The following is a 23,889-nucleotide window of genomic DNA, read 5'->3' on the forward strand; positions in this document are numbered from 1 at the left end:
CCGTCACGCCACCTCGCGAAGGGAACCGACTCATGAGCAGGATCGCACGGGACCTCGTCGAGCGTGCCGGTGTCGACGTGGACGCCCTGCTCCAGAAACTGACGGCGGCCGCACGAACGAAACTGGCCGCCCACTACCGCTACACGGTCCTGCACGCCGGCTTGGCCAGCTTGATGGGCGAACGCCTGCAAGAGGTGCTCATGGACGTTCGTGCCGAGCACCTCAACCATTTCGACGCTCTGGTGACCCGGATCTACGAACTGGACGGCCGCCTACCGGACGATCTCAACCACTTCGCGGCCAACGCGCCCTCGGGCGAGAATCTGCCAGACGGGATCGGTGACAACCCGAACGCGCTGGTGACCGCACTCATCGACTCCAACAGGAAAGCGACACGGCTCTTCACGCGCCTATGCGAAGTCACGGAAGGCAAGGACCATCGCACCCACGACCTCGCCCAGGCGATCCTCTTCGAGGAGGGCGAGCATGAGGCCTGGTTCCACGAATTCCTCGGTACGGGCCCACCGCCCCGCTTCCAACGCGGATTCCGCGGCCGATCCCCATACCTGACCCGATTGCCCCCCAACGATCCCGGCCCCGCCTGAACTTCGGCAGGCACCCGTTTCAGATGCCACGGATTCGGGTGTCTGGGCCACGTTCCCTGATGAACACCTGGCCGGTCGGTCTTGGACCAGCAAGAAGCCTCCGTGCGCCACCATCGCGAGGTGGGAGGTCTGACGATCCCATCAGGTGCCGCTTGCGCGGTCGCGGCGGTGCGCGGCCTGGCGCCGGTGGAGGAGCGGCGGATGAGCGCGAACCCGCACGTCAACGGCGGATTGCTGCTGCGCCCGCTGGAACTGCCCGATCTGCGAAAGTACGCGGTGCCGGCGGACAAGCCCGGCACGGTCACTACGGAGGCGATCCGTGTGCTCGGCGACTACCTGCGCGACGTCGTGGCCGCCAACCCGCGGACGTTCCGGATCACGGGGCCGGACGAGCCGGCGTCCAACCGGCTGGGCGCCGGTGTTCGAGGTGACCGATGGCGCCGTCGCGGACGGTGTCAAGTCCTCGCGAGCACGACCCTGCGTCGCAGCACCGCCCGCTCCGCGGCCGTCCACGCCCCGGAGGTCAGCAAGTACAGCCCCGCGGCGAGCGGGACGAACGCCGCGACGACGATTGTCCCGAACGGGAGCAATCGCGCCACCAGGGCCATCGGCCCCTCGGCGGTGACGCGCCGGGACGTCCAGACCGCCACCGCGCCCAGCAGCGCGAACAGGGCGAGGAACACCAGTGACGGCGGCGAGAGCAGGCCGCCGCCCACGACGCCGATCCAGTTCTGCCCGAGTGGCGCCGCGAGCAGCGTGTGCGCCAGCAGCAGGTTCTGGTGCCCGGCGACCGTCGCCGAGACGAACAGCCGGTACATCACCATGAAGAACGGCGCCTGCGCGAACATCGGCAGGCACCCGGTCAGCGGCGTCGCGCCCTCCTTCTCGTACAGCGTGGCCATTTCACGCCGGAGCCGCTGCGGATTCTTCGCGTGCTTCTTCTGCAGTGCCTGGATCTTGGGCAGGAGCCGTGTGCGTGTCCGCTCGCCCTTGGCGGCGGCGATCGCCAGTGGGACGAGCAGCAGCCGCACCGCCGCGGTGAACAGGACGATCGCCAGCGCGGTGGCGAGGTCGCCGGCGGCCGGGCGCAGGACGTCGGCCAGTCCGCCGACGAGGGCGGCGGCGATCGAGACGGGGACGTCGAACATGAGGAGACCTTCCGGAAACGAGGGGATCGGTGGCGTTCGGCCGCGCTCAGGCGGCCGCGATCCCCGTTCCGGGCGCTCGCGGGCGGGGGCGTCCCGCCGCGTCGGGGTCGCGCTGCGGCAGGAAGCCGGTGCGCAGCGTCCGTTCGCGGAGCGTCGTGCGGACGTGCGCCAGCACGACCCGGCGTCCCCGGCGGACGGCACCGGCCCGTCCGGCCGCGAAGGCCAGCAGGCCCGCCACGGTCAGCGCGCCCATCAGCGTCAGCACCGGCTGCCCTGGCCCCGCCCATCCGGTTACGGCGAAGCCCCGCAGGACCACCGTGAGTACCAGAGACCAGACCATGAGCGCGCCTCCTCGGCATCAACTCTGCCACATCAACCGAGAAGCAGGAGGGAGGAGAGAGCGCCAGTGCACCACGTGCCTGCTGCGCGAAGACGGCCCAAGACCAGCCCGAACGCCACCCACGTCGAGGTGGTCGGGAAGATCATCTACCTGCGGCAGAACTACCACTTCGGGCCCGAGAAGATCGCGATGTACCTCAAGCGCACCAACGCGAGCGCCTGGCCGAGGCCGGGCGGAGTTTCCCGTGTTCTGCGCGCCTCCGGCAGGATTCGAACCTGCGGCACCCGCTTTAGGAGAGCGGTGCTCTATCCCCTGAGCTACGGAGGCGTGTCGTCGCTGCGGCAAGAGCGTAGCGGACGGCAACTACAGGGTAGGGGACGGGGATCGTTGAGCGCTCCTTCTTATGGGGCCGCCGGTGCCTCTAGGCCGGGTGGGGGCGGTGTGGGTACGCTTCGGTGCCGTGACGGGTCGGCATCGTGGGCAGCCGGAGGACCGGTCTGCCGAGGACGAGGTGGGCGAGCGTTCGTCCCGAGGCGTGCGGATCGGCGTTGTCGCCGGTGCCTTCGTGGTGCCCGTCGTGTTGGCGTCGCTGCTCGCGTTCGGGTTGCGTGGGGAGCCGGTGCGGGAGAGGCCGGAGTCGGCGGGGTCGTCGGCGCGGAACGCGACTCCGACCGTGACGCCGGAGGGGGAGCCGACGTACGGGGAGTACGTGCCGCCCGAGCCGGAGTCGCAGGCCGCGACGAAGGCGCCCGAGCGGGCGCCCGTTCGTAAGGTGGTGCCGCGGAAGAGGGTGACGCCGAGGCCGTCGCCGTCCACCAGGACGCGGAGGCCGTGCCCGCCGGGCTGGGAGGACGTCTGGTGGATGCGTCGGTGGTGCGAGCGCCAGTATGGTCACCGTGGCCGCTGAACCGATTACGGACAGGTCATCGTAGAACCTGTAGTAGCGTTCTGCCGCTGTTCCGCATTTGGGCATCAGGAGGAAAACCACCGTGCCGAACCCCCGGTCGGCGGCGCTGACCGCGGTCTTCCTGGTGATGACGATGATCTCACCGCATGGCGCCGCCACGGCGGCCGAGGGTCGGGCCGACCCTCTGGAGTCGCTGCGCCGTGAAGCGTCGAAGGCCCGCGGCGAGCTGGAGAAGGCCACGAAGCGGATGGAGGATCGGAAGAAGGATCTGGCCGCTTCGCAGGTCAAGCTGCGGGACACGCTGAAGGATCTCGCGGCGGCCGAGGCCGAGCTGAACCAGATCCGGGAGCCGCTGGCCCGGCTGGCGAACACGTCGTACCAGCAGCGCGGCGCCGCCGGGTCGATGTCGATCTTCGGTGGCGGTGACCCGGGACAGGCGCTGCGTTCGACGGCGGACGTGACGCTGCTCGCACAGACGCAGCAGGCGCTGGTGGACCGTGCCGACGACCTGCAGGAACGGCGGAAGCGGCTCGCCACGACCGCGCAGGACCTGCAGTCGCGCAACGCGGTCGAGCAGACCCGCCTGCAGCAGGAGGTGGACGGGCTGAAGAGCAAGTCGGCGCGGCTGACCGAGCAGCTCAACGAGATGCTCGACAAGCTCGCGGTGGGCAGTCTGAAGCGGCTGCAGCTCGGATGTGACAAGGGCCTTTCGAGTGACGCGAAGCAGTTCCCGAACGGGCTGATCCCGTCCAAGTACCTTTGTGTGCTGCCGCAGAGGGGACACAAGTTGCGGGCGGACGCGGCCCAGGCGTTCTACAAGCTGAACGCCGCGTACAAGCGCCGGTTCGGCCGGGACATGTGCGTCACGGACGCGTACCGGAACCTGTCGGAGCAACACCGGATCTACGCGCAGCGACCCGGCTTCGCCGCGGTCCCCGGGACGAGCAACCACGGCAAGGGACAGGCCGTCGACTTGTGCGGCGGCGTGCAGAACTCCGGATCCGTCCAGTTCAACTGGATGGAGGCCAAGGCCGGGAACTATGGGTGGATCCACCCGTCATGGGCCTACAGCAACCCGTTCGAGCCGTGGCATTGGGAGTACGGCACCGAGAACGACGAATGACTTTGGCGTTCGCCGCTCTGGTGCGCATCTTGTGGTGCCGACACTGGTCGGGTGCCAGGTGAGGCCCCGGCTTTCGTCAGCTGCGTTCCGAATCGGGCCCTTGGTCTTGCCCTGTGGTCCCCGGCGGCAGCGGCTCGCGGTCTCGGCTTTGTGGTCGGCGCGGCTCGTGCTGGCGCGGCTCGTGCTGGCCCGGCCCGCCCCGGTTGGGTCAGCCCGGGTTGGCTCGGCTCGGCTCGGCTCGGGTTGGCTCGGCTCGGTTGGCTCGGCTCGGCTCGGCTCGGCCCGGGTTGGCTCGGCTCGGGTTGGCTCGGCCCGGGTTGGCTCGGCTCGGGTTGGGGTTGGCTCGGGTTGGCTCGGCTCGGGTTGGGGTTGGCTCGGGTTGGGTTTGGCCGGGGCTGGTGGCCTCGGCTGGCTCGGGTTTGGCGGTGTGGGGTTTCTGGCCGCGCGCGCCCCTCGTTGCCTGTGTCGTTGGCCGCTGTTCGTGAGAGCGGGCACTTGGGCACTTAGCTGATTGCGTGCTGGGTGCCGGCTGGCGGGCGGTGCCGGGGGCGCGCGCGGCGGGTGCGGCTTGGGTGTGGGCTAGACCGGGGCTTCGGCGGTGGGGGCGACTTCGGCGGTGCAGTGGCGGCAGCGGCTGGCCTTGATGGGGATCTCGCCGAGGCACTGCGGGCATTCGCGCTCGGTGGCCTCCCTGCCCCGGTCCATCCGCTCGATCAGCTTGGTCGTCGGGAGCACGACCAGGAAGTACACGATCACGGCCGTGATGGTGAAGGCGATCGCGGAGGTCACGAAGATGCCGTACGGGAACGCGGTGCCGTCGATCGTGACGGACAGCCCGGTGTAGTCGGGCTTGCCGCCGAGCAGGGCGATCAGCGGTGTGATGAAGGAGTTCGCGAAGTCCTTCACGAGGCCGGCGAAGGCGGCCCCGACGACGAACGCGACCGCGAGTTCGACGAGGTTCCCGCGGAACAGGAACGTTTTGAATCCACTCATACCGAGCTCCCAGGGATGTCGGGGGTGCGCAGGACGGGGCTGCGCAGGAACGGCTACGGATCGTAATGAAACCTCCTGGGGTTCGCCAAGTCAGGATGAAAACGATCTCTGACGTGCGGACTTACGGACGCGGGTGCCGAACGTGTCAATGGCCGGTGATCGTCAGGGTCAGGGGCGCGCCGGCGCCTGCCAGGGCCGCGGCCTGCGCCCGGTCGGTGGCGAGGACGACCAGGGCTCCCTCCTGGGCGCCGTCCTCGTCAGGGGACGGCATGGCCACCACGGGCACGGCCGGGACCACCAGGCGTGCGGAGCCCTGCTGCTGCGGTGTCGTTTCGAGTGGGGCGGACGAAGGCGGGGCCGGGGTGGTCAGGACGTCGATGTGATCGCCGGGGTGGAGCAGGCGGACGGCGTCGGCGTCGGCCATGCGGACGGGGACGGCGACCGTGCCGGGGCCGTAGCCGCGGAGGAGGGCGGGGCCCACGACGCGGGCGTCGGTGAGAGGCTCGCCCCGGCGCACGGGGCCGGCGAGGACGCGGCCGGCGGCGCGCGAGCGGAGAGTGCCGGCGGGGACGGAGGCCGGAGGGAGGTTCACGCCGCGCAGGTCGGACGGGCTGAGCGACGTCCCCGCCGGGAGGTCGCGGGCGGCGGCCAGGACCCGGACGGACGGCGGCGGCGCCGGGCGCAGAGCCATGAGGGCGAGCCCGGCGGCGGCCGCGGCGAACAGGGCCGCCAGCGGTCGCCTCAGGCGGGTTAAGCGGGCGTTCACGGGAGCTCCAGGGGGAGCTCGATGCCGTTGAGAACATCCGGGCACGGGCATGAGCGGTCGGCCGGCAGCGCCTTCACGATGTCGGCGACGACGGTGCGGAGGCGGCCGATGTTCTCGCCGAAGACGCGGAGCACCTCGTCCATGGTGACGCCCTCGCCCTCCTCGATGCCCGCGTCGAGGTCGGTGACGAGGCACAGCGGGGTGTAGCAGAGCGCCAGCTCGCGGGCGAGGACGGCCTCGGGGTGGCCGGTCATCCCGATGAGCGTCCAGCCCTGGGAGGCGAACCACTGGGACTCGGCCCGGGTCGAGAAGCGCGGCCCCTCGATGACGACGAGGGTGCCGCGGTCGACGGGATCCCAGCCGGAGGCGCGGGCGGACGTCACGGCGGTACGGCGGCCCACCGGGCAGTACGGGTCGGAGAACGAGACGTGGACGGCCGCGCCGTCGTCGTAGTAGGTCTGCACTCGTCCGGACGTGCGGTCGGCGAGCTGGTCGGGCACGGCGAGCGTGCCGGGGCCGTAGTCGGGGGTGAGGGAGCCGACCGCGCTCGGGGCCAGCACCTGCCGGACGCCGAGGGAGCGCAGCGCCCACAGGTTGGCCTGGTAGGGGATCTTGTGCGGCGGGAATCGGTGGTCGCGGCCGTGCCGCGGGACGAACGCGACGCGCCGGCCCGCGAGCTCGCCGACGGTGATGGCGTCGCTCGGCGGTCCGTAGGGGGTTTCGACGCGCACCTCCTCGACGTCGTCGAGGAACGAGTAGAACCCGGAGCCGCCGATGACCCCGATCTCGGCGGTGTGCTGTGAACCGGAAGGCTGAGTGGTGGACATGGCGCCGACACTAGCCACCCCGCGACGCCCCCCGGGAGACCGTCCGCCAATTGTGGATAACCCCGGGGAACCGGAGAAGGGGCCCGGCCTGAGCCGGGCCCCTTCCCTTCCCCGTCCCGGCCGTGGCCGGGGGTTTGTGCAGGTCAGCCGAGTCGCGCGGGGTCAGCCGACCGGGTCGAGGACCTTGTCGGGCCGGTCGACGGGCGGCTCCTCCTTGGCGAGGCGGCCCGGTGCCCAGATCCGACGTCCGATGTCGTACGACAGCGCCGGAAGCAGCAGGGACCGGACGATCAGCGTGTCGAGCAGCACGCCGAACGCGACCGCGAAGCCCATCTCGACCATGAACACCAGCGGCAGCGTGACCATGGAGGCGAACGTCGCCGCCAGGACCAGGCCGGCCGAGGTGATCACGCCGCCGGTGACGGTGAGGCCGCGCTGGATGCCGCGGCGGGTGCCGAGGGCCTGCGACTCCTCGCGGACGCGGTGCATCAGGAAGATGTTGTAGTCGACCCCCAGCGCGACCAGGAAGATGAACGCCAGCAGCGGGAATCCGGCGTCGGTGCCCTCGAAGCCGAAGACGTGCTCGAAGATCACCGCGCAGGCGCCGAGCGACGCGAGGAACGACAGCACGACGGTGCCCATCATCAGCAGCGGCGCGACGACGGCGCGCAGCAGCGCGATGAGGATCAGGAACACCACGCCCAGCACGATCGGGATGATCACCTTGTTGTCGCGGGTGGAGGCCCGCTTGATGTCGAGGGACGTCGCGGTGGTGCCGCCGACCTTGGCGTCCGCGGACGGGACGCCGTGCACGGCCGTCCGCAGCCGGTCGATGGTGTTGCGCGCCGCCTCGCTGTCGGCCGAGTCCTTCAGCGTCGCCTCGTACTTGACCAGGCCGTTCGCCGTGGCCGCCGGGCCGAGTTCGGCGATGCCGGGCGTGCCGCGGACGGTCTCGGCGATCCGGTCGGACGCCGCCGCGCTGCCGATGACGACCGCCGGGGAGCCCGATCCGGCGGCGAAGTGCCGGGCGACGACCTCGGAGCCCTTGATGGAGTCGGGACGTCCGGTGAACTGTCCCGCGTCGGAGAGTCCGTCGGCCTTGAGCGAGCCCAGGCCGAGGGTGAGGGCGATCAGTCCGAGCATGGTGACGGCCCAGAGCGCGCGCGGACGCCTTCCGACCAGACCGGCGACGCGGCTCCAGATGCCGTGTTCGGCCTCGTACGCCTCCGGCTGCAGGTACTTGGCGTCGTACCGGGGGATCAGCGGCCAGAACAGCCACCGGCCGCAGATGACGAGGAGCGCGGGCAGGAGGGTGGTCATCGCGCCGAGCGCGGTGAGGACGCCCGCGGCGGCCACGGGACCCATGCCCGCGGTGGAGTTCATCTCGGCGAGCAGCAGGCACAGCAGGCCGACGGCGACGGTGGCGGCGGACGCGATGAGCGCCGGGGCCGCGCGGTGCAGCGCGTACGACATGGCTTCGTGCCGGTCCTCGTGCCTATGCAGTTCCTCGCGATATCGGGCGACGAGCAGCAGTGCGTAGTCGGTGGCTACACCGAATACGAGCACGGTCAGGATTCCGGAGCTCTGGCCGTTGACGGTGAGGTCTCCGTACTTGGCGAGCAGATACACCAGCGACTGGGCCAGTCCTAGAGCGAAGACGGCGCTCAGCACAGGGACGAACCACAGGATCGGGCTGCGGTAGATGATGAGCAGCAGGACGATGACGACGCTGCCCGCGGCCATGAGCAGGAAGCCGTCGATGGTCTCGAAGACCTCGAACTGGTCGGCGCCCATGCCGGCGGGTCCGGTGACGTGCGCGGTCAGTCCGGGAGGTCCGCGCTTGGCGAGCTCACGTGCCTCGTCTATCGCACCGGTGAGGTCCTCGTCTGTGAGGGGCACGAACGTCTGCAGGGCCTTGCCGTCCTTGGACGGGAACGGACCTTGCGCCTTCTGCGCCCCGGGCAGTTTTTGCAAGGCGGAGACGTCCGAGGCGGCCTTCGCGCGGTCCTGCGCGGTGATTCCGCCGGATCGTTCGTAGACGATGACCGCGGGCATCGTCTCGTCCTTGCGGAACTGTTCCTCAAGTTCGACGACCTGTGTGGACTCGGCTCCGCCGGGGAGCCACGACGCGGCGTCGTTCTCCTCGACGTCGCCGAGCTTGCCGGCCAGCGGGCCGAGGGCGACCAGCAGGACGACCCACAGGGCCAGGACGGCCCACTTGGTGCGCCGGCCGGCGATCAGTCCGGCCACGCGGTGGACCCGTGACCTCGGGGGAGCGGGGCTGTGTTCGCTCATGGTCCTCTCCTGTTGCACTCCGCGGTCAAGATATGTCGCGTTCGCCATAGAATGTCTCGATGGTGGAGACATGTCAAGTAGTATCGCGAGATCTCGATTCCGCTTGCTTCGAGCTTCTCGAGTAGAGAGTCTCTCTAAAAGAGAGCTTTGTCAACTCGGGGGAGAGGATGCATGCATTCCGGTCGCCTCCCACGTCCTCAATCGTCGCGAGAAGGCGGCGCGCCGCGCGTCCGGCGCTGGATGGGACCCCGGCTACCCCGGCCGGGGCACGCGCGAGCCCGTGGATACCCCTCGAGGTGTAGAAGCCGGCAGTTGGCACAGGTCTTGAAAAGGAGGCCCGTCTCCGCCTCGGCGGCACCGGCGCTAGGCCCCTCTCCGCCTTGGCGGCCCCAGCGCTAGGCGCGTCTCCGCCTTGGCGGCGCCGACGCTAGGCGCGCCTGCTGATGGTGGGTGAGTGCCAAGGGCGAACAGTGGCCGGGCATGACGAAACCGAGGGTCCGCCGACCGGACGTGGGTCTGGCCGATGGATCCTCGGTTCAGCGCGTCCGGAGACGCGAAGGAAGTCCGGGCCCGGGAAGGTCAGGCGACCTTTTCAGAGGACGAGGACGACGACTTGCCGGAACCGGAAGACGACGACGAGTCGCCCCCAGACGACGAAGAGGACGAGGCAGACGACGACGAAGCGGACGTGTCCGTCTTGGACGAGTCACCGCTGGACGAAGAGTCGCCAGAGGAGCCGTTGGATGAAGCGCCCGCGGTCGAAGGCTTCCCAGCGCCGCGACTGTCGGTGCGGTAGAAGCCGGACCCCTTGAAGATGATCCCCGCGGCCGAGAAGACCTTGCGGAGCTTGCCGTCGCACGCCGGGCACTCGGTCAGCGCGTCGTCGCTGAACTTCTGCACGATCTCAAGAGGCTCGCCGCACTCGGTGCAAACGTACTGATACGTCGGCACGGTTCCTCCTCGCTGACTCAACCCGGCTGACCCGGACTGGCACTCAGTTTGAACGACTGCTAATGGTACCGATGGTTGGAACAGGATTCGCCCCCGGCCTTGTTCCCTGACCCGTCACGGCTCTCCATGGCCTGTCACGGCTCTCCTGGCGCGTCACGGCTCTCCTGGCGCGTCACGGCTCTCCTGGCCCGTCGCGGTTCTTCTGGCCCGTCACGGCGTCATGCGCCTGTCTCGCCGAACCAGCCTGCCAGCCGACCCTTCCGGCTGACCGCGCGCAGACGGCGCTCGGTGGCGTCGCGTACGGCGTCGGTGGTCACGACCAAGAGCGTGTCACCCGCTTGCAAGGGCGTGGTGGGTTCCGGGACGAAGCTCGACCCGTTCCGCACGACGAGGGTGACTGACGCGCCCGGCGGCAACCGGAGCTCGAATATCTCCACGCCGTTCAGCATGGAGTCGTTGGGTATCCGCACCTCCAGCAGGTCGGCGTGCAGTTCCTCCAGGGGTGCGGCTTCCACGTCCAGTTCCCGGGCCTGCTCGTCGCTCTCCAGGCGGCACAGGCGCGCGGCTAGTGGCAGCGTGGGGCCCTGCAGAAGGGTGAACACCACGACGATGTTGAACACGATCGCGAACAGCCGGTCGGCGCTCTCGACGTCCTCCACCATCGGGATCGTGGCGAGGACGATCGGCACGGCCCCGCGTAGGCCCGCCCAGGACGCGAACATCTTCTCGCCCCACGACAGCTTGAATCCGATCGTCGACAGCACGACCGACACGGGACGTGCGATCAGCAGCAGAACGAACCCCACCACCAGCGCGGGCACGATCTGACCGGGCAGCTCATTGGGGGAGGCAAGCAGGCCCAGCATCACGAACAGTCCGATCTGGGCGAGCCAGCCGACCCCTTCGGCGAAGCCACGCGTGGCCGGACGGTGCGGTAGCCGGGCGTTGCCCAGGACGAGGGCGCTGACGTACACGGCGAGGAACCCGCTGGAGTGCAGTAGCGACGCCGCCCCGTAGGCGCCGATCGACAGCGACAGCACCGCGATCGGATAGAGGCCGGACGCGGGCAGCGCGATGCGGCGCAGCCCCTGCGCGCCCAGCCAGCCGATGGCGAAACCGACGACGCCGCCCGCGATCAGCTCGTACAGCATCACGCCGAGGAGCTCGGTGAGGTTGGGCACGCCGGTGTGCGCGCTGAGCGTCACCACGATGATCACGACGGGTGCGTCGTTGAAGCCGGACTCGGCCTCCAGCAGCCCGCTCAGCCGGGACGGCAGCGGCAGCCGCCGCAGCACCGAGAACACGGCGGCGGCGTCGGTCGGGGCGAGCACGGCGGCGAGGAGGAACGCGGCCCGCCAGTCCAGGCCGATCAGCCACATGGACGCGAGCGCGACCACGACGATGCTGATCAGCGTGCCGATGGTGGAGACGACGAGCGCGGCGGGCACCGAGGGCCGGACGTGCCGCCAGTTGGTGGTGACGCCGCCCTCGGCGAGGATCAGGACGAGGGCCGCGAGGCCGAGCGTCTCGGCGAGCTCCACGTCGTCGAACTGGATGTGCGCGGGGCCGGACTCGCCGATGAGAAGGCCGAGGCCCATGTACGCCAGGAGGGTCGGCAGGCCCGCCTTGTGCGACAGCCGGACCGCGACGATGGCGCAGAGTACGAGCGTGGCCCCGAGGAGTAGCCAGATGTCGAGGTGCACATCCACCTTTCGGGGTCGTCAAACTTGATCGTTTAGGAATCCTACAGATTCACCGGCCGATCGCACACTTGCGGTTGAGGGACGGCATGTCGGATTAGCTGATTATCGCCGCCTGACCTGCGGATTTACCCCGTTGACGACGTTCCGCACGTCGCGCCCCAGGACGGCCGCCGACACGTTGTCGCGCACCATCACCGCGAGGTTCAGCTGCGACTGGACGGACGTCCCCGCCGCGTGCGGGGACAGCAGGACGTCCTCATGGGAACGCAGTGGATGCTCCGGCGGCAGCGGCTCCTCGTCGTACACGTCCAGGGCCGCGCCCGCCAGCCGTCCCGATTTCAAAGCGTCGAGGACGGCGTCGTCAGGTGCGATGCCCCCGCGCGCCACGTTCACCAGCAACGCGTTGTCCGGCAGTAGGGCGAGACGTTCGGGACCGATCAGCCCCCTGGTCTCGTCTGCCAGCGGCAAGGCGAGGACGAGGATGTCGGACGTCGCCATCAGGTCGTCCAGCTCGCGGTAGGTGGCCGTCGCTTCTGGGCGCTTCCGCCTCGTCCAGTACGACACCTTGCAGCCGAGTGCCGTGAACAGCCGCGCCGTCTCCGCGCCAACCGCGCCGAAGCCGACGATGCCGATTCGCTGCGTGTGGAGCTCCCGCGGCCCTCGGGCGGCCATCTCCATCTGCGGCCACTCGCCCGCGCGTACGGCACGGTCGCCCCACGCCAGGTTGCGGCATAGCGCGAGCGCCGCGCCGACCGCCCACTCCGAGACGCTGCGCGCGTTGAAGCCCGCCGCGTTGGCCACCGGCACCCCCGCCGCGGTCAGCCCGGCGACGTCGATGCTGTCCGTCCCGACCGCGGGCATCTGGACGAACGCCAGCCGCGGCGCGGCCGCCACCGCCTCCGCGTCCAGCGCGAGCCGTCCCGCGAAGTCGGCGATCACGATGTCGGCGCCCGGAAGCGAGGCGAGCAGGCCGGTACGGTCTCTGGTCTGCGGAAACGTCACCTCGGCTGCGTCGCCCAGCGGCGCGAACAGCCCCCGCACGACGTCCTCTCCGATCGGGGGCAGGGCCGGGATCCGCCACGGCGCCGTCATGTAGAACCTCCCGTTTCGACGTCTGCCGGACCACGCCCCGACGCCCGACACCGTGATCTTCCGTCCCAACCCTATGAGGACCGGCGGGGGAGCCGGTCAGGCGAACCGCACCAGGCCCTCGGACGGGGTGGCGGCGGCGCGGACGCGCTGGTCGTGCGGCTCCGACGGCAAGGTGGGCACCAGCTCCGCGTCGTACAGGAGCGCCACGGTCAGGATCGCCGGCCCGACGCGCGCGAGCGCCCGGTCGTAGGAGCCGCCGCCGCGGCCGAGGCGCACGCCCGTCCGGTCGACGGCGACGGCCGGGGCGAGGACGACGTCCGCGCTGGCCACCGCGCCGGGCCCGCGCGGCGGCTCGGACGGCTCCGGACAGCCGCGCGCCCCCGGCACGAGCGAGTCGGGGCCCTCGTAGGACGCCCAGTCCAGGTCGCCGTCCGGGAGCAGCCGGGGGAGCAGGACGTACGTGCCGCGCTTCCACAGGGCGAACAGCAGGCTCCGCGTGTCCGGTTCCGTGCCGATCGAGACGTAGGCCGCGATCGTCCCCGCCATCTCGATCTCCGGGACGGACAGCAGCGCGTCCCGGATCGACCGTCCGGCCGCGGAGCGGGCCTCGGGCGGCATCGCCGCACGCTTGCCGAGCAGGTCAGCCCTAAGGCCGGTCTTAGAAGCGATGTCGCGCACGCTGCTGTCCTCACGGATGGCTAGGGTCTCTACATGGCCGACTCTGCACCTGTGCTCAAGGCGGTCGTCCCGGCGGCCGGCCTCGGTACCCGATTCTTGCCCGCCACCAAGGCGACTCCAAAAGAAATGCTGCCCATCGTCGACAAACCGGCGATCCAGTACGTCGTCGAGGAGGCGGTCGACGCCGGCCTCAGCGACGTCCTGATGGTCACCGGCCGCAGCAAACGATCGATCGAGGACCACTTCGACCGGGCGTACGAACTGGAGGAGGCGCTGCGGGCCAAGGGCGACGACGAGCGGCTCGGCGCCGTACACGAGTCCAGCGACCTGGCCATCATGCACTACGTCCGGCAGGGCGAACCGCGCGGGCTCGGGCACGCCGTGCACTGCGCCCGCCAGCACGTCGGGAACGAGCCGTTCGCGGTGCTGCTCGGCGACGACATGATCGACGCCCGCGACAACCTGCTGCGGCGCATGATCGAGGTGCGGCAGCAGTACGGCGGCAGCGTGGTCGCGCTGATGGAGGTCGAGCCCGACCAGGTCTCGGCGTACGGCTGCGCGGCCATCGAGGCGACGGACGAGGACGACGTCGTCCGGATCTCCGACCTGGTCGAGAAGCCGTCGGCGGAGGAGGCGCCCAGCAACTGGATCATCATCGGCCGGTACGTCTGCGACCCCGCGGTGTTCGACGTCCTGGAGAAGACCCCGCCGGGCCGCGGCGGCGAGATCCAGCTCACCGACGCGCTGCGCACCCTCGCCGACACGCCCGCCGACCAGGGCGGCGGCGTCTACGGGGTCAAGTTCCGCGGGCGCCGCTACGACACCGGGAACAAGCTCGAATACCTGTGCACGGTCGTCCAGTTCGCTTCGGAACGTCCTGATCTGGCGCCGGAGTTCATGCCGTGGCTGCGCGAGTTCGTCCGCCGGAAGGACGCCGAGGGCGGTTCCGAGACCGCTTCCGAGGGCGGCTGAGACGGCGTGGGCGGCGCCGGGGACTCGTGACGGCAGGTCACACTGGGGCGGTGGGCATGAGAACGGTCGACGAGCATCTGACGGACATCCTGGGCGGCGTCACGGCGCTGCCGCCGCTCGACCTGGCGCTGCTGGAGGCGCAGGGCACGGTCCTCGCGGAGGCCGTGTCCGCGCCCGTGCCGCTGCCGCCGTTCGACAACTCCGCGATGGACGGCTACGCCGTCGTCGCGGCCGACGTCGCGGCGGCCACCGAGGCCGATCCGGTCACGCTGCCCGTCGTCGGGGACATCGTCGCAGGCGACACCGGCGTGTCGGCGATCAGGCCCGGCCTGACCGCCCGGATCATGACGGGCGCGCCCCTGCCCGCCGGCGCGGACGCGGTCATCCCGGTCGAGTGGACGGACGGCGGCAACGCCACCGTCCGGATCTCGCGGCCGGCGCCGTCCGGCAACTACATCCGCCGGGCGGGCGAGGACGTCCCCGCAGGTCAGGTCGTCGTGGACGCGGGCACGCGGCTCGGCGCCCCGCAGCTCGGCATGATCGCCGCGGTGGGACGGTCCCGGGTGACGGTCCGGCCGCGGCCGCGCGTCGTCGTCGTGTCCACCGGGGACGAGCTGCGCGAACCGGGCGAGCCGCTGGCCCACGGACAGATCTGGGAGTCCAACAGCTACATGCTCACCGCCGCCGTCGTCGAGGCGGGCGGGGTGGGCTACCGGCAGGCGACGGTCGAAGACGAGCCCGGCAAGGTGCTGGAGATGTTGGAAGACCAGCTCGTCCGTGCGGACGCCATCGTCACCACCGGCGGCGTTTCGATGGGCACTAAGGACGTCATCAAGGAAGTGCTGTCCGGGACGGGGACGGTGGGCTTTCACAAGGTGCGGATGCGTCCAGGCAAGCCTCAAGGGTTCGGCCTCCTCGAAGGCACGCCCGTCTTCACCCTCCCCGGGAATCCGGTAAGCGCGTACGTGTCGTTCCAGGTTTTCGTGCGTCCCGCACTGCGCGCCATGCAGGGATTGACGCCTGACCCACTGCCGACGGTGAGCGCCGTCCTCGCCGACGACGTGAAGTCGCCCGCTGGGCTCCGCCACTATCTGCGCGGGAAACTGTCGTTCGCCCACGGCTCCTACACCGTCACAGCAGCCGAAACGCAGGGCTCGCATCAGCTCGGCTCCCTCGCGTCGGCGAACGCGCTCGTCGAACTACCGGAGGACGTCGAGGCCCTTCCTGCCGGTTCCCACGTCGAAGTCATGAGGTTGCCGTCTTGAGTGCCATGGGCTCCGAGTTCACCCACCTGGACGACGCAGGCGCGGCCCGCATGGTCGACGTGTCGTCCAAGGACGTGTCATCCCGGACGGCGACGGCGACGGGCTTCGTTCGCCTGTCAACCGAGTGCGTCGCCCTGCTGCGCGCCGGTGACATCCCCAAGGGCGATGCCCTCTCCGTCGCTCGCATCGCTGGGATCATGGGCGCGAAACGCGTCCCCGACCTCGTTCCGCTGTGCCATCCGATCGCGCTGCACGGCGTGACCGTCGACCTGGAGATCCGGGACGACGGCGTCGCGATCACCGCCGTCACCCGCACCGCCGACCGGACGGGCGTGGAGATGGAGGCGCTGACGTCCGTCAGCGTCGCGGCGCTCGCCCTGGTCGACATGGTCAAGGCCGTCGACCCCGCCGCGGTGATCACCGACGTCCGGGTCGAGGAGAAGACCGGCGGCAAGACCGGGGTATGGCAGCGATGATCAGACCGGGCGGCGATGATCGGGCCGGGACGGCGATGATCAGGGCGGGACGACGATGATCAGGGCGGGACGACGATGATCAGGGCGGGACGGCGATGATCAGGGCGATGGCGGTCACCGTGTCCAACCGGGCCGCGGCGGGCGTCTACGCGGACAAGTCGGGCCCGGTGCTCGTCGCCATGCTGGAGGACCTCGGCTGCCAGGTGGACGGCCCGGTCGTCGTCCCGGACGGCGAGCCGGTCGCGGACGTCCTGCGGGACGCGGTCGCCGCCCGCTACGACGTGGTCGTGACCTCGGGCGGGACCGGCCTCACCCCCACCGACCAGACCCCGGAGATGACCCGCCAGGTGATCGAATGGGAGATACCGGGCATCGCGGAGGCCGTCCGGCTGGAGGGGCGCGAGGCGGTGCCCGCCGCGATCCTGTCCCGCGGCCTCGCCGGCGTCGCGGGCGGCACGCTCATCGTCAACCTGCCGGGCTCGACCGGCGGCGTCCGCGACGGCATGACGGTCCTCGGCCGCGTCCTCGCCCACGCCGTCGACCAGATCAAGGGCGGCGACCACCCGGGCGGCGACCACCCCCAGGACCCTGGGACGCGTCCTCAACGGTGAGCCGACCGGCGTCCGCGAGAGGTTCGAGCGGGACGTTCCAGCCATGGGCAGCCATGGATTTTCCTGCATATTTCCACCATGAAACAATCGGCGACGATCATGCCGATCGGCAGGAATCCCGCCCCGAGGGAGCTCGATGACCGTCCTGACCGACGCCCGGATCGTCCTGCCCGACGGCGTTCACCGCGGCGACCTGCACATCGCGGACGGCAAGATCGTGGAAGCGGGAGCGGCCCCCGGCGGCGACGTGATCGATCTCGGCGGACGGCACGTCGTCCCCGGCTTCGTGGACATGCACGTCCACGGCGGAGCGGGCGCGTCCTACCAGCTCGGACACCCCGACGACGTGCGCCGCGGAGCGGAATACCACCTGGCGCACGGCACGACGACCACGATGGCAAGCCTCGTCACCGGCGCCCCGGACGAGCTCGCCGGCGCCGTCGCCCGCCTCGCCGACCTCGCCGCCGACGGCGTGATCACGGGCGTCCACCTGGAGGGCCCCTACCTCGCCCGCGACCGCTGCGGCGCCCACAACCCGGCGCTCCTGCGCGCCCCCGACCTCGCCGAGTTCCGCCGCCTCGTCCGGCTCGGGCGCGGGCACGTCCGCATGATCACCCTGGCTCCCGAGCTGCCGGGCGCGCTCGACCTCGTCCGGGAGGCCGTGGACACCGGTGTGATCGCCGCGGTCGGCCACACCGACGCCCCCGGCGCGACGGCCCGGGCCGCGTTCGACGCGGGAGCGCGCGTCGCGACGCACCTGTTCAACGCGATGCGGCCGCTGCACCACCGCGAGGGCGGCCCGGTCGCCGCCGCGGTGAACGACCCCCGCGTCACCGTCGAGCTGATCAACGACGGCGTGCACGTCGAGCCCGCCGTCGCCCGCCTCGCGTTCGCGGCCGCAGGCCCGTCCTCCAGCCCCCACCCACCGCTATCCAACGGACGAGCTCCGCTCGACGCCCCGTCTTCCAGCCCCCACCCACCGCCATCCAACGGACGAGCTCCGCTCGGCGCCCCAGGCCGGCTCGCTCTGATCACCGACGCGATGGCGGCGGCCGGGATGGGCGACGGCGACTACAGCCTCGGCGGGATGGACGTCGAGGTCCGCGACGGCCGCGCCGTCCTTGCCGGTGGGACGTCCATCGCGGGCAGCACCATCACGATGGCGGACGCGTTCCGCAGAGCGGTCATGGACGTCGGCGTGCCCGTCCACGTGGCCGCAGAAGCCGCATCCCTTACCCCGGCGCGCGCGCTCGGCATCGCCTCGCGTGTCGGATCGCTGGAGCCCGGTAAGGACGCCGATCTCGTCGTCCTCGACGACGACCTCCGCATCGCCTGGGTGATGAAGCGCGGCAGGCGGGTGTGACAAACGGCGTCCGAACGTCCCGCGTGCCCGATTTCTCGGAGACAATTGATGGCGTCCAGACGTCCGACCAGGGAATCATGGAAGCGTGGAACGTTTGCGGGGATGGCCGGTCACCCTGACGGAGGGGGCCGTCGGGCTGCGCCCGCTCCGGCACCGCGACGCCGCCGTCTGGCGTGAACTGCGCGTACGCAACGCCGACTGGCTCCGTCCCTGGGAGCCCACCAATCCGGAGACCCCGCTGTTCCGCAGCGGTCTCGGACCGTACCTCAGCATGGTCCACACCATGCGGCGCGAAGCCCGCCAAGGCCTCGCCCTTCCCTGGGTCGTCACCCACGAGGACGAATTCGCCGGGCAGCTCACCATCGGCGCCATCGTCTGGGGATCGGCCCGCTCCGCCCAGATCGGCTACTGGGTCGACCGGCAGGTCGCCGGCCGCGGCGTCATTCCCACCGCGGTCGCGCTCGCCGTCGACCACTGTTTCTTCACGGTCGGCCTCCACCGCCTGGAAGCGAATATCCGTCCCGAGAACACGGCGAGCCGCCGCGTCGTCGAAAAACTCGGATTCCGGGAAGAGGGAATTCGCCGCCGCCATCTGCACATCGACGGCGCGTGGCGCGACCACATCTGCTACGCCCTGACCGTCGAGGACGTCCCCGGTGGCCTGCGCGCTCGCTGGCTCGCCGAACGCAAACAAGCATTTCCCCGGCACACTTGAGTCCGCCGTGACTTTCTCTCCGTAAGAATCCTGCGATCGACAAGGGCAGGCAAACGGAGAGTAACGGCGAGATCGATCTCGCGACACACCGCCCCTTATGCTGTTCAACCTCTGACAGCCCCTCGTACCGTGCGGGACGTGACCCTGCTCCCATTGCACGTTCGCGCGCCGAAAGTCGGCCCGCCGGTCGAGCGTGCCCTGGGACGGTGGGGCCGATGAGCAGCGCGGTCCTGTACCTCGCCATTGTCGCCGTCTGGGGCATCGTCCTCGTCCCCATGTGGCTGCGCCGCGACACCGAGACGACGGGCATCACCCGCCTCCTGCACAAGCGCTCCGACGAAACCCTCGCCGAGGACGCCGAAGACACCGCGGAGACGGAGGAGGAGCCGGAGGAACTCCCTGAGCCGCGCCCCCGCCGCCGGACGACCCGCGCCACCGTGATCGCCCGGCGCCGCCGCCGCACCACCGGCCTGATGGCCCTCGTCCTCACCGCCGTGGCGGTCGTCGCGTCCGGCTTCGCCCCCTGGTGGATCAGCATGCCTCCGGCCGTCCTGCTGGCCGGCCACCTGGCCCTCCTCCGCGTCGCCGTGGGCGTGGACACCGCCCGCCGCCGCGCAGCCGCGGACGCCCGCGCCCTGGCCCGCGCCCGGTCCCTGGAGGCCCGCCGCGCCGCCGAGACGACCGAACCCGCGGAGGTCATCGAACTCCCCACCCCTGAGGAGGTCTTCGACCAGTACGCCGACGACCGCCGCGCCGTCGGCGAATGACCCCTGCCCGACGCCCCCCGAATAACCTGTGCGCGACCACCCTCCGAAGTTTGCTAACCTTACGGAGTCCTCGGGGCTGTAGCGCAGTCCGGTAGCGCACCTCGTTCGCATCGAGGGGGTCAGGGGTTCAAATCCCCTCAGCTCCACCCAACCCAAGGGCCGTTCTTGAGGCGGCTTGAGGTCATTGACGAGTTCCCGTTTGATCTTGTGATCAGGCGGGATCTTGTTGTTTCGGAGCTGTTGTGATCGCCGGTCGGGTTTGTGTGGTGTGTGCCGGCGGTCGCGGAGGGGCCGTGGACGGTGCCTGCTGGTCGTGAGCGCGTGGGGGCTGGCCGCGAGGGGTGTGGGGCCTCGCGGGGGTGTGGTTGGTGGCGCGGTGGTTTGGTGCGCTGCTGGCGGCGACCGTCCGCGTTGGGGTTGTGGGGAGGCTGGGTTGGTCGCTGTGGGCTGGGTGGGTGGAGTCGGGTGGCTGACGCGTTCGGCGTGCCGGGGCGGTTTCCAGCGGTGTGGCGCTGACGGCGGGGCCAAGCTCAGTATCGCCAGGTGTGAGCAATTGTGTCGCGCGTCATCTCGCGAAGCTATCGGGTGGCGTTGCGGAACCTTGGGGCGACACAGGTTCCACAACGCGGGTTGCGGCTAACTGCCGACGACCACCACTTCGTATTCCTTGGCCGTGGGTGGGAAGCCGGTGTTGAATTTGGCGTTCACCACGCCCAGCCGGTCGCCGAACTTGGCTGCGGTAGTGGGCACCTGGAATTCGTCGCTGAGGATGACCTTCTCCAACGCAGCGGAGCTCGACTGGTAGCTGAGCCGGATGCGGCTGATCTGCCCCGCCTGCGGCCGTTCGCCACCGACCCGGTTGAACTGCACCGCCCAGAGCGTGCGTCCTTCGCGTACGAGGCCGTCCACGTTGGGAACCGGCACGCTCTTCATGGTTTTGCTCGTGCCGGTGCCGGGGTTGACGACGTTGAGCTCGCCACGAGCGGTGTGCGCGACGATCAACCCGGTTCCGTCCGGTGTCGTGCTGATGCCGTTGTTGTTGAACGGGCCGCTGGTGTCCGCAGCCGGACCGGTCAGTGTGAGCGTGCGGAACGGTCGAAGCCGGCCATTGTCGCTGATCGGTATGAAGTAGAGTTTCGCCTTCCGCGAGTCGGTGAACCAGGCGCCGTCGTTGGTCAGCGTCACGTCGTTGATGATTCCCGCGTTCGGCTCGGCGAACTGGTATACCGCCACTGTGCTGCCGTCGTGGATATCGTAAACGTAGGCATGACCGGTGAAACCGCCCGCGACGAAAAGCAGTCCATTGCCCAGATCGGCTGTCATGCCGAGGGCCATGCGGCCGGCCGGCGCGTCGATGAACAGTCCGGCGGTACCGCGCCGCGTGTCGCCGCGGAAGATGTCGCCATTGAACATGTCCCCGGCATAGAAGGTGGATCTCCAGCCGGCCGCGATGCCTTCGGCGGAACGTGCCTCCGGTAGCACGATCACCTTGCGGGGTCCTGCCGCCGACGCCGGTCCGGCTACGCCCGCTGTCAGCGTCAACGCCAGAACCGGGACCGCGACCCGACGGAATCTCCGACCTAGCGAACTCATGAGTTGCCTCCTTGGTGTGTCGCGCCCACACCGTTCAGTCATGATCACGAACGCCACGATCAGCCATCGCGGCGAGTGCGAGCCGTGGCCGCGCCGTCCCGCCCGCGCCAGGTGCGACCGTCTCGACATCGTGGTCGAGTCCCTCAGCGCCGACGCTGGGCCCGCGTGCTTCGTTCTATAGTTTGCGAACTGTAGCACCGAAGGTATCATCGTGGGCACCATGCGAGAAATCAGTCATCCGGCAGTCGGGGACCTTCGGATCGTCAACGTCTTCCACGCCCTCAGCGACCCGGCGCGGTTGGGCATCGTGGCCCGCCTGCTCACCGAGGGCGAGATCGCATGCGCGGATTTCGACCTGCCGTTCGCCAAGGCCACCCGCGCACATCACTTCCGGGTGCTACGGGAAAGCGGCCTCATCCGGGTCCGTTGGGAAGGCAAGCACCAGTACGCCGCGCTTCGCGAGCCCGATCTCGAAGCCCGATTCCCCGGACTGGCCGACGTCATCCGCCGACACCAAGCCGAACAAACCTGACCGGCACCATGTCCCCCAAGGGCCGTTCTTGAGACGGCTTGAGGTCAAGTGCTGGCCGCGTTGGGGGCACCGTTGCGGCCCGCCGCCGTATCGCCTCGGGCGGCGCTGAATCTGCTGCGCCGTGTCGGCGTGCGGGTCTCGGTGATCGACGAGCTGCACAACGTCCTGGCCGGACGCGGCGATGTGCGGCGCGAGTTCCTCAACCTGCTGCGGTTTCTCGGCAACGAGCTGAAGATCCCGCTGGTCGGCGTGGGGACTAGAGAGGCCTATCTGGCGATCCGAAGCGATGACCAGCTGGAGAACCGGTTCCAGTCGCTGGTGCTGCCCAGGTGGGAGCCGGGCGGGGAGGCCTGTTCGCTGCCGGCCAGCTTCGCCGCTTCGTTCCCGCTGCGCCGGTCTTCGCCGATCGCCGCGATGGAGATGGCCGAATACCTTCTGGCGCGCAGCGAGGGGACGATCGGCGCACTCGCCGCGCTGCTCACCGACGCGGCCGTCGCCGCGATCGAGTGCGGTGAGGAGGCCATCAACCGGCGCACCCTGCTGGTGGCCACCTACGCCGGGCCGACCGAGCGGCGCTGTTTGGTCGAGCGGGAACTGCTGTGAACGGCTGGGTCCAGCGCTGGCCGCTACACCCGAGGCGGCGGCCGGGCGAGGCGCTGTCGTCGTGGCTGGACCGGGTCTCGGGCGAGCACTCCCTGACCCTGCGCGATCTGCTCGAACACAACCTCGGGTCGGCCTCGATCGTCGACGAGGGATGGACCGCGGCCGACCTGGACTGGGACCCGCACGACCGCGTCCTAGCCGCCCGCGCGCGCGCCGAGGTGAGCGAACGCGCCGGCGCCGAGCTCGGTGACCTGCGGGCGATGACGTTCGCAGGGTGGGTGCCCTGGCTGATGGACGGCCTCGACGAAGGAGACCAGGAACACTTCGACACCTACGTCCGCCAGGACTCGGTGCTACTGGCCTCCGGCGAAGTCGGACGCAACGTCGTGCCGCGGTGGCGTCCCTGGCTGACACCCCAAGCGGTGCGGCACCAGTGCCCCGTCTGCGGCGTGATCGCCACCAAGACCGGCATCCCAAGCTGCTGCGCCATACCGTGGAGGCCACCTCCGACGACGGCTGGGCCTGCGGCCGACACCACGGAACTCGGGGCACATCAACTTTCACCAAACCCGGTACGGCTCACCGCCACATCTGCGCAACCCACCCCACCCGCAGCACAAATCCCTGACGACGCCCGGCTACCACCAGCGCTCCAACGATCTGCAGTCCACTCGAACGGCGGGAAACGATCTTTGGCGAGCTGGGAAGCGATCTTCACGTGGGCGCCTCACCACAGGTCAGACGTACTCGTGAACACCCCGCCGGGTGCATCGACGACGTTCCCCTCGCTGATGTCACCCGACACTGAGCCTGTCGTCGGCTATGCGCAGGCGGGGGAGGGTGCCGACTAGGGCCAGGTGCACCGCCATGATGAGCAGGTTGTAGCCGAGGTGGACGGCGATGGCGAGCGGCAGGCCGTAATCGAACATGATCAGGAACAGGAACATTCCCAGGTACCACGACCAGACCAGACCAAAGAGCCCCTGGTAGAAGTGACCCTTGCGGAACCTGCTGTTGCTGGTGAGCATCGCCGCGCCCACCATCCAGGGCTGGCCGGTCAGCACCTCGTGCAGTTGGTGCCAAGTGGCGAGGTCGGCTACGGGGATCAGGGCTTGCTGGAACACCCACCGAATCGGATGCAGATCAGCGAAGCCCAGAATGATGAAATCGGCAAACCTCACGGTGGCGATCGCGGCGAAGAAGATAAGCCAGCGGAAGAAGACCTCCTCCAGCACGCTGTTGACCAGCAGTTTATAGGGAGTGAGGGTGATGAGACCGTCCGTGGGCTCCAGCTGCGCCAACTTCCGCTGGAGCGGGCGGGTGCGGAGCACGCCGAGGATCGTTGCCAGCAAGCCGGTGACCAGGACCGGCCAGATCAGCCCCAGCGCTCCAGTGACAGCGGACCCCGGCTCGTCGGGCACCGTCCAAAATGTTGTCAGCTGAAACGGGATGACATCGGGCGCCATCCATTCCAACAAAAACACCAGGACGATGGACGAACCGAGGCCGAGTGGAAGAAGGGAACAGGACACGGTCAGGCCGACGACCGGCATAGGGCTCTCCC

General features: G+C 69.9%; 25 protein-coding genes, 2 tRNA genes and 3 pseudogenes. 17 read left to right on the forward strand and 13 right to left on the reverse strand.

Features of this window, described 5'->3' with window-relative positions; all coding sequences use genetic code 11:
• Nucleotides 1-32 precede the first annotated feature (32 nt).
• Entirely contained in the window at nucleotides 33-605 is a 573-nt protein-coding gene (locus ACH34T_RS16915) for a ferritin-like domain-containing protein (protein WP_395993079.1), read from the forward strand.
• Nucleotides 606-806: 201 nt separating this feature from the next.
• Nucleotides 807-1,010, forward strand: a pseudogene (locus ACH34T_RS16920) (hypothetical protein); the annotation flags it as partial.
• Between the two features lie 50 nt (nucleotides 1,011-1,060).
• Here ACH34T_RS16920 and ACH34T_RS16925 read toward each other — a convergent pair.
• From ACH34T_RS16925 to ACH34T_RS16935, 3 genes are all read right to left on the reverse strand, one after another.
• Nucleotides 1,061-1,753, reverse strand: a complete 693-nt coding sequence (locus ACH34T_RS16925) for a YidC/Oxa1 family membrane protein insertase (RefSeq protein ID WP_395993080.1) — start codon at nucleotides 1,751-1,753, stop codon at nucleotides 1,061-1,063.
• 46 nt (nucleotides 1,754-1,799) lie between these two features.
• Nucleotides 1,800-2,093: a DUF6412 domain-containing protein gene (locus ACH34T_RS16930; RefSeq protein ID WP_395993081.1), complete on the reverse strand. Its 294-nt coding sequence runs from the start codon at nucleotides 2,091-2,093 to the stop codon at nucleotides 1,800-1,802.
• A gap of 254 nt (nucleotides 2,094-2,347) precedes the next feature.
• Nucleotides 2,348-2,420 (reverse strand) — tRNA-Arg (locus tag ACH34T_RS16935).
• A 133-nt stretch (nucleotides 2,421-2,553) separates the two neighbouring features.
• On the opposite strand from ACH34T_RS16935, the gene ACH34T_RS16940 reads away from it, so the two are divergent.
• Together ACH34T_RS16940 and ACH34T_RS16945 are read left to right on the forward strand one after the other, a co-directional pair.
• Nucleotides 2,554-3,000 carry a hypothetical protein gene (locus tag ACH34T_RS16940; protein ID WP_395993082.1) on the forward strand — a complete coding sequence of 149 codons (447 nt, stop codon included), beginning with the start codon at nucleotides 2,554-2,556 and terminating at the stop codon, nucleotides 2,998-3,000.
• An 82-nt stretch (nucleotides 3,001-3,082) separates the two neighbouring features.
• A complete protein-coding gene (locus tag ACH34T_RS16945; protein ID WP_395993083.1) occupies nucleotides 3,083-4,123 on the forward strand; it encodes a D-alanyl-D-alanine carboxypeptidase family protein in 1,041 nt (346 codons plus the stop codon).
• 579 nt (nucleotides 4,124-4,702) lie between these two features.
• Here ACH34T_RS16945 and ACH34T_RS16950 read toward each other — a convergent pair.
• The 4 genes from ACH34T_RS16950 to ACH34T_RS16965 all read right to left on the reverse strand — a co-directional run bounded on the left by ACH34T_RS16950 (nucleotide 4,703) and on the right by ACH34T_RS16965 (nucleotide 9,004).
• Nucleotides 4,703-5,116: an MscL family protein gene (locus tag ACH34T_RS16950; RefSeq protein ID WP_395993084.1), complete on the reverse strand. Its 414-nt coding sequence runs from the start codon at nucleotides 5,114-5,116 to the stop codon at nucleotides 4,703-4,705.
• Nucleotides 5,117-5,261: 145 nt separating this feature from the next.
• Nucleotides 5,262-5,882, reverse strand: a complete 621-nt coding sequence (cpaB, locus tag ACH34T_RS16955) for a Flp pilus assembly protein CpaB (protein ID WP_395993085.1) — start codon at nucleotides 5,880-5,882, stop codon at nucleotides 5,262-5,264.
• Nucleotides 5,879-6,709 carry an S-methyl-5'-thioadenosine phosphorylase gene (locus ACH34T_RS16960; protein WP_395993086.1) on the reverse strand — a complete coding sequence of 277 codons (831 nt, stop codon included), beginning with the start codon at nucleotides 6,707-6,709 and terminating at the stop codon, nucleotides 5,879-5,881. The genes cpaB and ACH34T_RS16960 overlap by 4 nt, the downstream gene beginning before the upstream one ends.
• A gap of 162 nt (nucleotides 6,710-6,871) precedes the next feature.
• Complete coding sequence (locus tag ACH34T_RS16965) at nucleotides 6,872-9,004, reverse strand: MMPL family transporter (protein WP_395993087.1); 2,133 nt, start codon at nucleotides 9,002-9,004, stop codon at nucleotides 6,872-6,874.
• Nucleotides 9,005-9,527: 523 nt separating this feature from the next.
• Between ACH34T_RS16965 and ACH34T_RS16970 the strand changes: the two genes are divergently transcribed.
• Nucleotides 9,528-9,800: a hypothetical protein gene (locus ACH34T_RS16970; protein ID WP_395993292.1), complete on the forward strand. Its 273-nt coding sequence runs from the start codon at nucleotides 9,528-9,530 to the stop codon at nucleotides 9,798-9,800.
• Between the two features lie 14 nt (nucleotides 9,801-9,814).
• On the opposite strand, the pseudogene ACH34T_RS16975 reads toward ACH34T_RS16970, so the two are convergent.
• The 4 genes and pseudogenes from ACH34T_RS16975 to ACH34T_RS16990 all read right to left on the reverse strand — a co-directional run.
• Nucleotides 9,815-9,955, reverse strand: a pseudogene (locus ACH34T_RS16975) (FmdB family zinc ribbon protein); the annotation flags it as partial.
• A 218-nt stretch (nucleotides 9,956-10,173) separates the two neighbouring features.
• Entirely contained in the window at nucleotides 10,174-11,658 is a 1,485-nt protein-coding gene (locus tag ACH34T_RS16980; protein ID WP_395993088.1) for a potassium/proton antiporter, read from the reverse strand.
• A 102-nt stretch (nucleotides 11,659-11,760) separates the two neighbouring features.
• A complete protein-coding gene (locus tag ACH34T_RS16985; protein WP_395993089.1) occupies nucleotides 11,761-12,750 on the reverse strand; it encodes an NAD(P)-dependent oxidoreductase in 990 nt (329 codons plus the stop codon).
• Nucleotides 12,751-12,846: 96 nt separating this feature from the next.
• Nucleotides 12,847-13,428 (reverse strand): 5-formyltetrahydrofolate cyclo-ligase, encoded by a 582-nt coding sequence (locus ACH34T_RS16990; protein ID WP_395993090.1) that lies wholly within the window; start codon nucleotides 13,426-13,428, stop codon nucleotides 12,847-12,849.
• 33 nt (nucleotides 13,429-13,461) lie between these two features.
• Between ACH34T_RS16990 and galU the strand changes: the two genes are divergently transcribed.
• The 8 genes from galU to ACH34T_RS17030 all read left to right on the forward strand — a co-directional run bounded on the left by galU (nucleotide 13,462) and on the right by ACH34T_RS17030 (nucleotide 19,743).
• Nucleotides 13,462-14,400: a UTP--glucose-1-phosphate uridylyltransferase GalU gene (gene galU / locus ACH34T_RS16995; protein WP_395993091.1), complete on the forward strand. Its 939-nt coding sequence runs from the start codon at nucleotides 13,462-13,464 to the stop codon at nucleotides 14,398-14,400.
• 56 nt (nucleotides 14,401-14,456) lie between these two features.
• Nucleotides 14,457-15,665: a gephyrin-like molybdotransferase Glp gene (glp, locus tag ACH34T_RS17000; RefSeq protein ID WP_395993283.1), complete on the forward strand. Its 1,209-nt coding sequence runs from the start codon at nucleotides 14,457-14,459 to the stop codon at nucleotides 15,663-15,665.
• Between the two features lie 5 nt (nucleotides 15,666-15,670).
• Nucleotides 15,671-16,141, forward strand: a complete 471-nt coding sequence (gene moaC / locus ACH34T_RS17005; RefSeq protein WP_395993284.1) for a cyclic pyranopterin monophosphate synthase MoaC — start codon at nucleotides 15,671-15,673, stop codon at nucleotides 16,139-16,141.
• A gap of 107 nt (nucleotides 16,142-16,248) precedes the next feature.
• On the forward strand, nucleotides 16,249-16,752 hold the full coding sequence (locus ACH34T_RS17010) for a molybdenum cofactor biosynthesis protein B (RefSeq protein ID WP_395993092.1): 504 nt from the start codon (nucleotides 16,249-16,251) through the stop codon (nucleotides 16,750-16,752).
• Between the two features lie 136 nt (nucleotides 16,753-16,888).
• A complete protein-coding gene (locus tag ACH34T_RS17015) occupies nucleotides 16,889-18,115 on the forward strand; it encodes an N-acetylglucosamine-6-phosphate deacetylase (protein WP_395993093.1) in 1,227 nt (408 codons plus the stop codon).
• Nucleotides 18,116-18,209: 94 nt separating this feature from the next.
• Nucleotides 18,210-18,830, forward strand: coding sequence for a GNAT family N-acetyltransferase (locus ACH34T_RS17020; protein ID WP_395993285.1), 621 nt, complete (start codon nucleotides 18,210-18,212; stop codon nucleotides 18,828-18,830).
• Between the two features lie 215 nt (nucleotides 18,831-19,045).
• A complete protein-coding gene (locus tag ACH34T_RS17025; protein WP_395993094.1) occupies nucleotides 19,046-19,597 on the forward strand; it encodes a hypothetical protein in 552 nt (183 codons plus the stop codon).
• A 72-nt stretch (nucleotides 19,598-19,669) separates the two neighbouring features.
• Nucleotides 19,670-19,743, forward strand: a tRNA-Ala gene (locus ACH34T_RS17030).
• Nucleotides 19,744-20,233: 490 nt separating this feature from the next.
• Here the strand turns inward: ACH34T_RS17030 and ACH34T_RS17035 are convergent.
• Entirely contained in the window at nucleotides 20,234-21,085 is an 852-nt protein-coding gene (locus ACH34T_RS17035; protein ID WP_395993095.1) for a hypothetical protein, read from the reverse strand.
• Between the two features lie 145 nt (nucleotides 21,086-21,230).
• Here ACH34T_RS17035 and ACH34T_RS17040 point away from each other — a divergent pair, with 145 nt between their 5' ends.
• The 4 genes and pseudogenes from ACH34T_RS17040 to ACH34T_RS17055 all read left to right on the forward strand — a co-directional run bounded on the left by ACH34T_RS17040 (nucleotide 21,231) and on the right by ACH34T_RS17055 (nucleotide 23,176).
• Complete coding sequence (locus tag ACH34T_RS17040) at nucleotides 21,231-21,371, forward strand: hypothetical protein (protein WP_395993096.1); 141 nt, start codon at nucleotides 21,231-21,233, stop codon at nucleotides 21,369-21,371.
• 30 nt (nucleotides 21,372-21,401) lie between these two features.
• Nucleotides 21,402-21,722, forward strand: coding sequence for an ArsR/SmtB family transcription factor (locus tag ACH34T_RS17045; RefSeq protein ID WP_395993097.1), 321 nt, complete (start codon nucleotides 21,402-21,404; stop codon nucleotides 21,720-21,722).
• Nucleotides 21,723-21,770: 48 nt separating this feature from the next.
• Nucleotides 21,771-22,325: pseudogene (locus tag ACH34T_RS17050) on the forward strand (TniB family NTP-binding protein); the annotation flags it as partial.
• Nucleotides 22,322-23,176 (forward strand): TniQ family protein, encoded by an 855-nt coding sequence (locus tag ACH34T_RS17055; RefSeq protein WP_395993098.1) that lies wholly within the window; start codon nucleotides 22,322-22,324, stop codon nucleotides 23,174-23,176. The pseudogene ACH34T_RS17050 and the gene ACH34T_RS17055, both read left to right, overlap by 4 nt.
• On the opposite strand, the gene ACH34T_RS17060 is transcribed toward ACH34T_RS17055, so the two are convergent.
• Nucleotides 23,120-23,878 (reverse strand): hypothetical protein, encoded by a 759-nt coding sequence (locus ACH34T_RS17060; protein WP_395993099.1) that lies wholly within the window; start codon nucleotides 23,876-23,878, stop codon nucleotides 23,120-23,122. The genes ACH34T_RS17055 and ACH34T_RS17060 overlap by 57 nt on opposite strands.
• Between the last annotated feature and the right edge of the window lie 11 nt (nucleotides 23,879-23,889).

Source organism: Actinomadura sp. 9N215 (genome assembly GCF_044326345.1).
Taxonomy (GTDB): domain Bacteria; phylum Actinomycetota; class Actinomycetes; order Streptosporangiales; family Streptosporangiaceae; genus Spirillospora.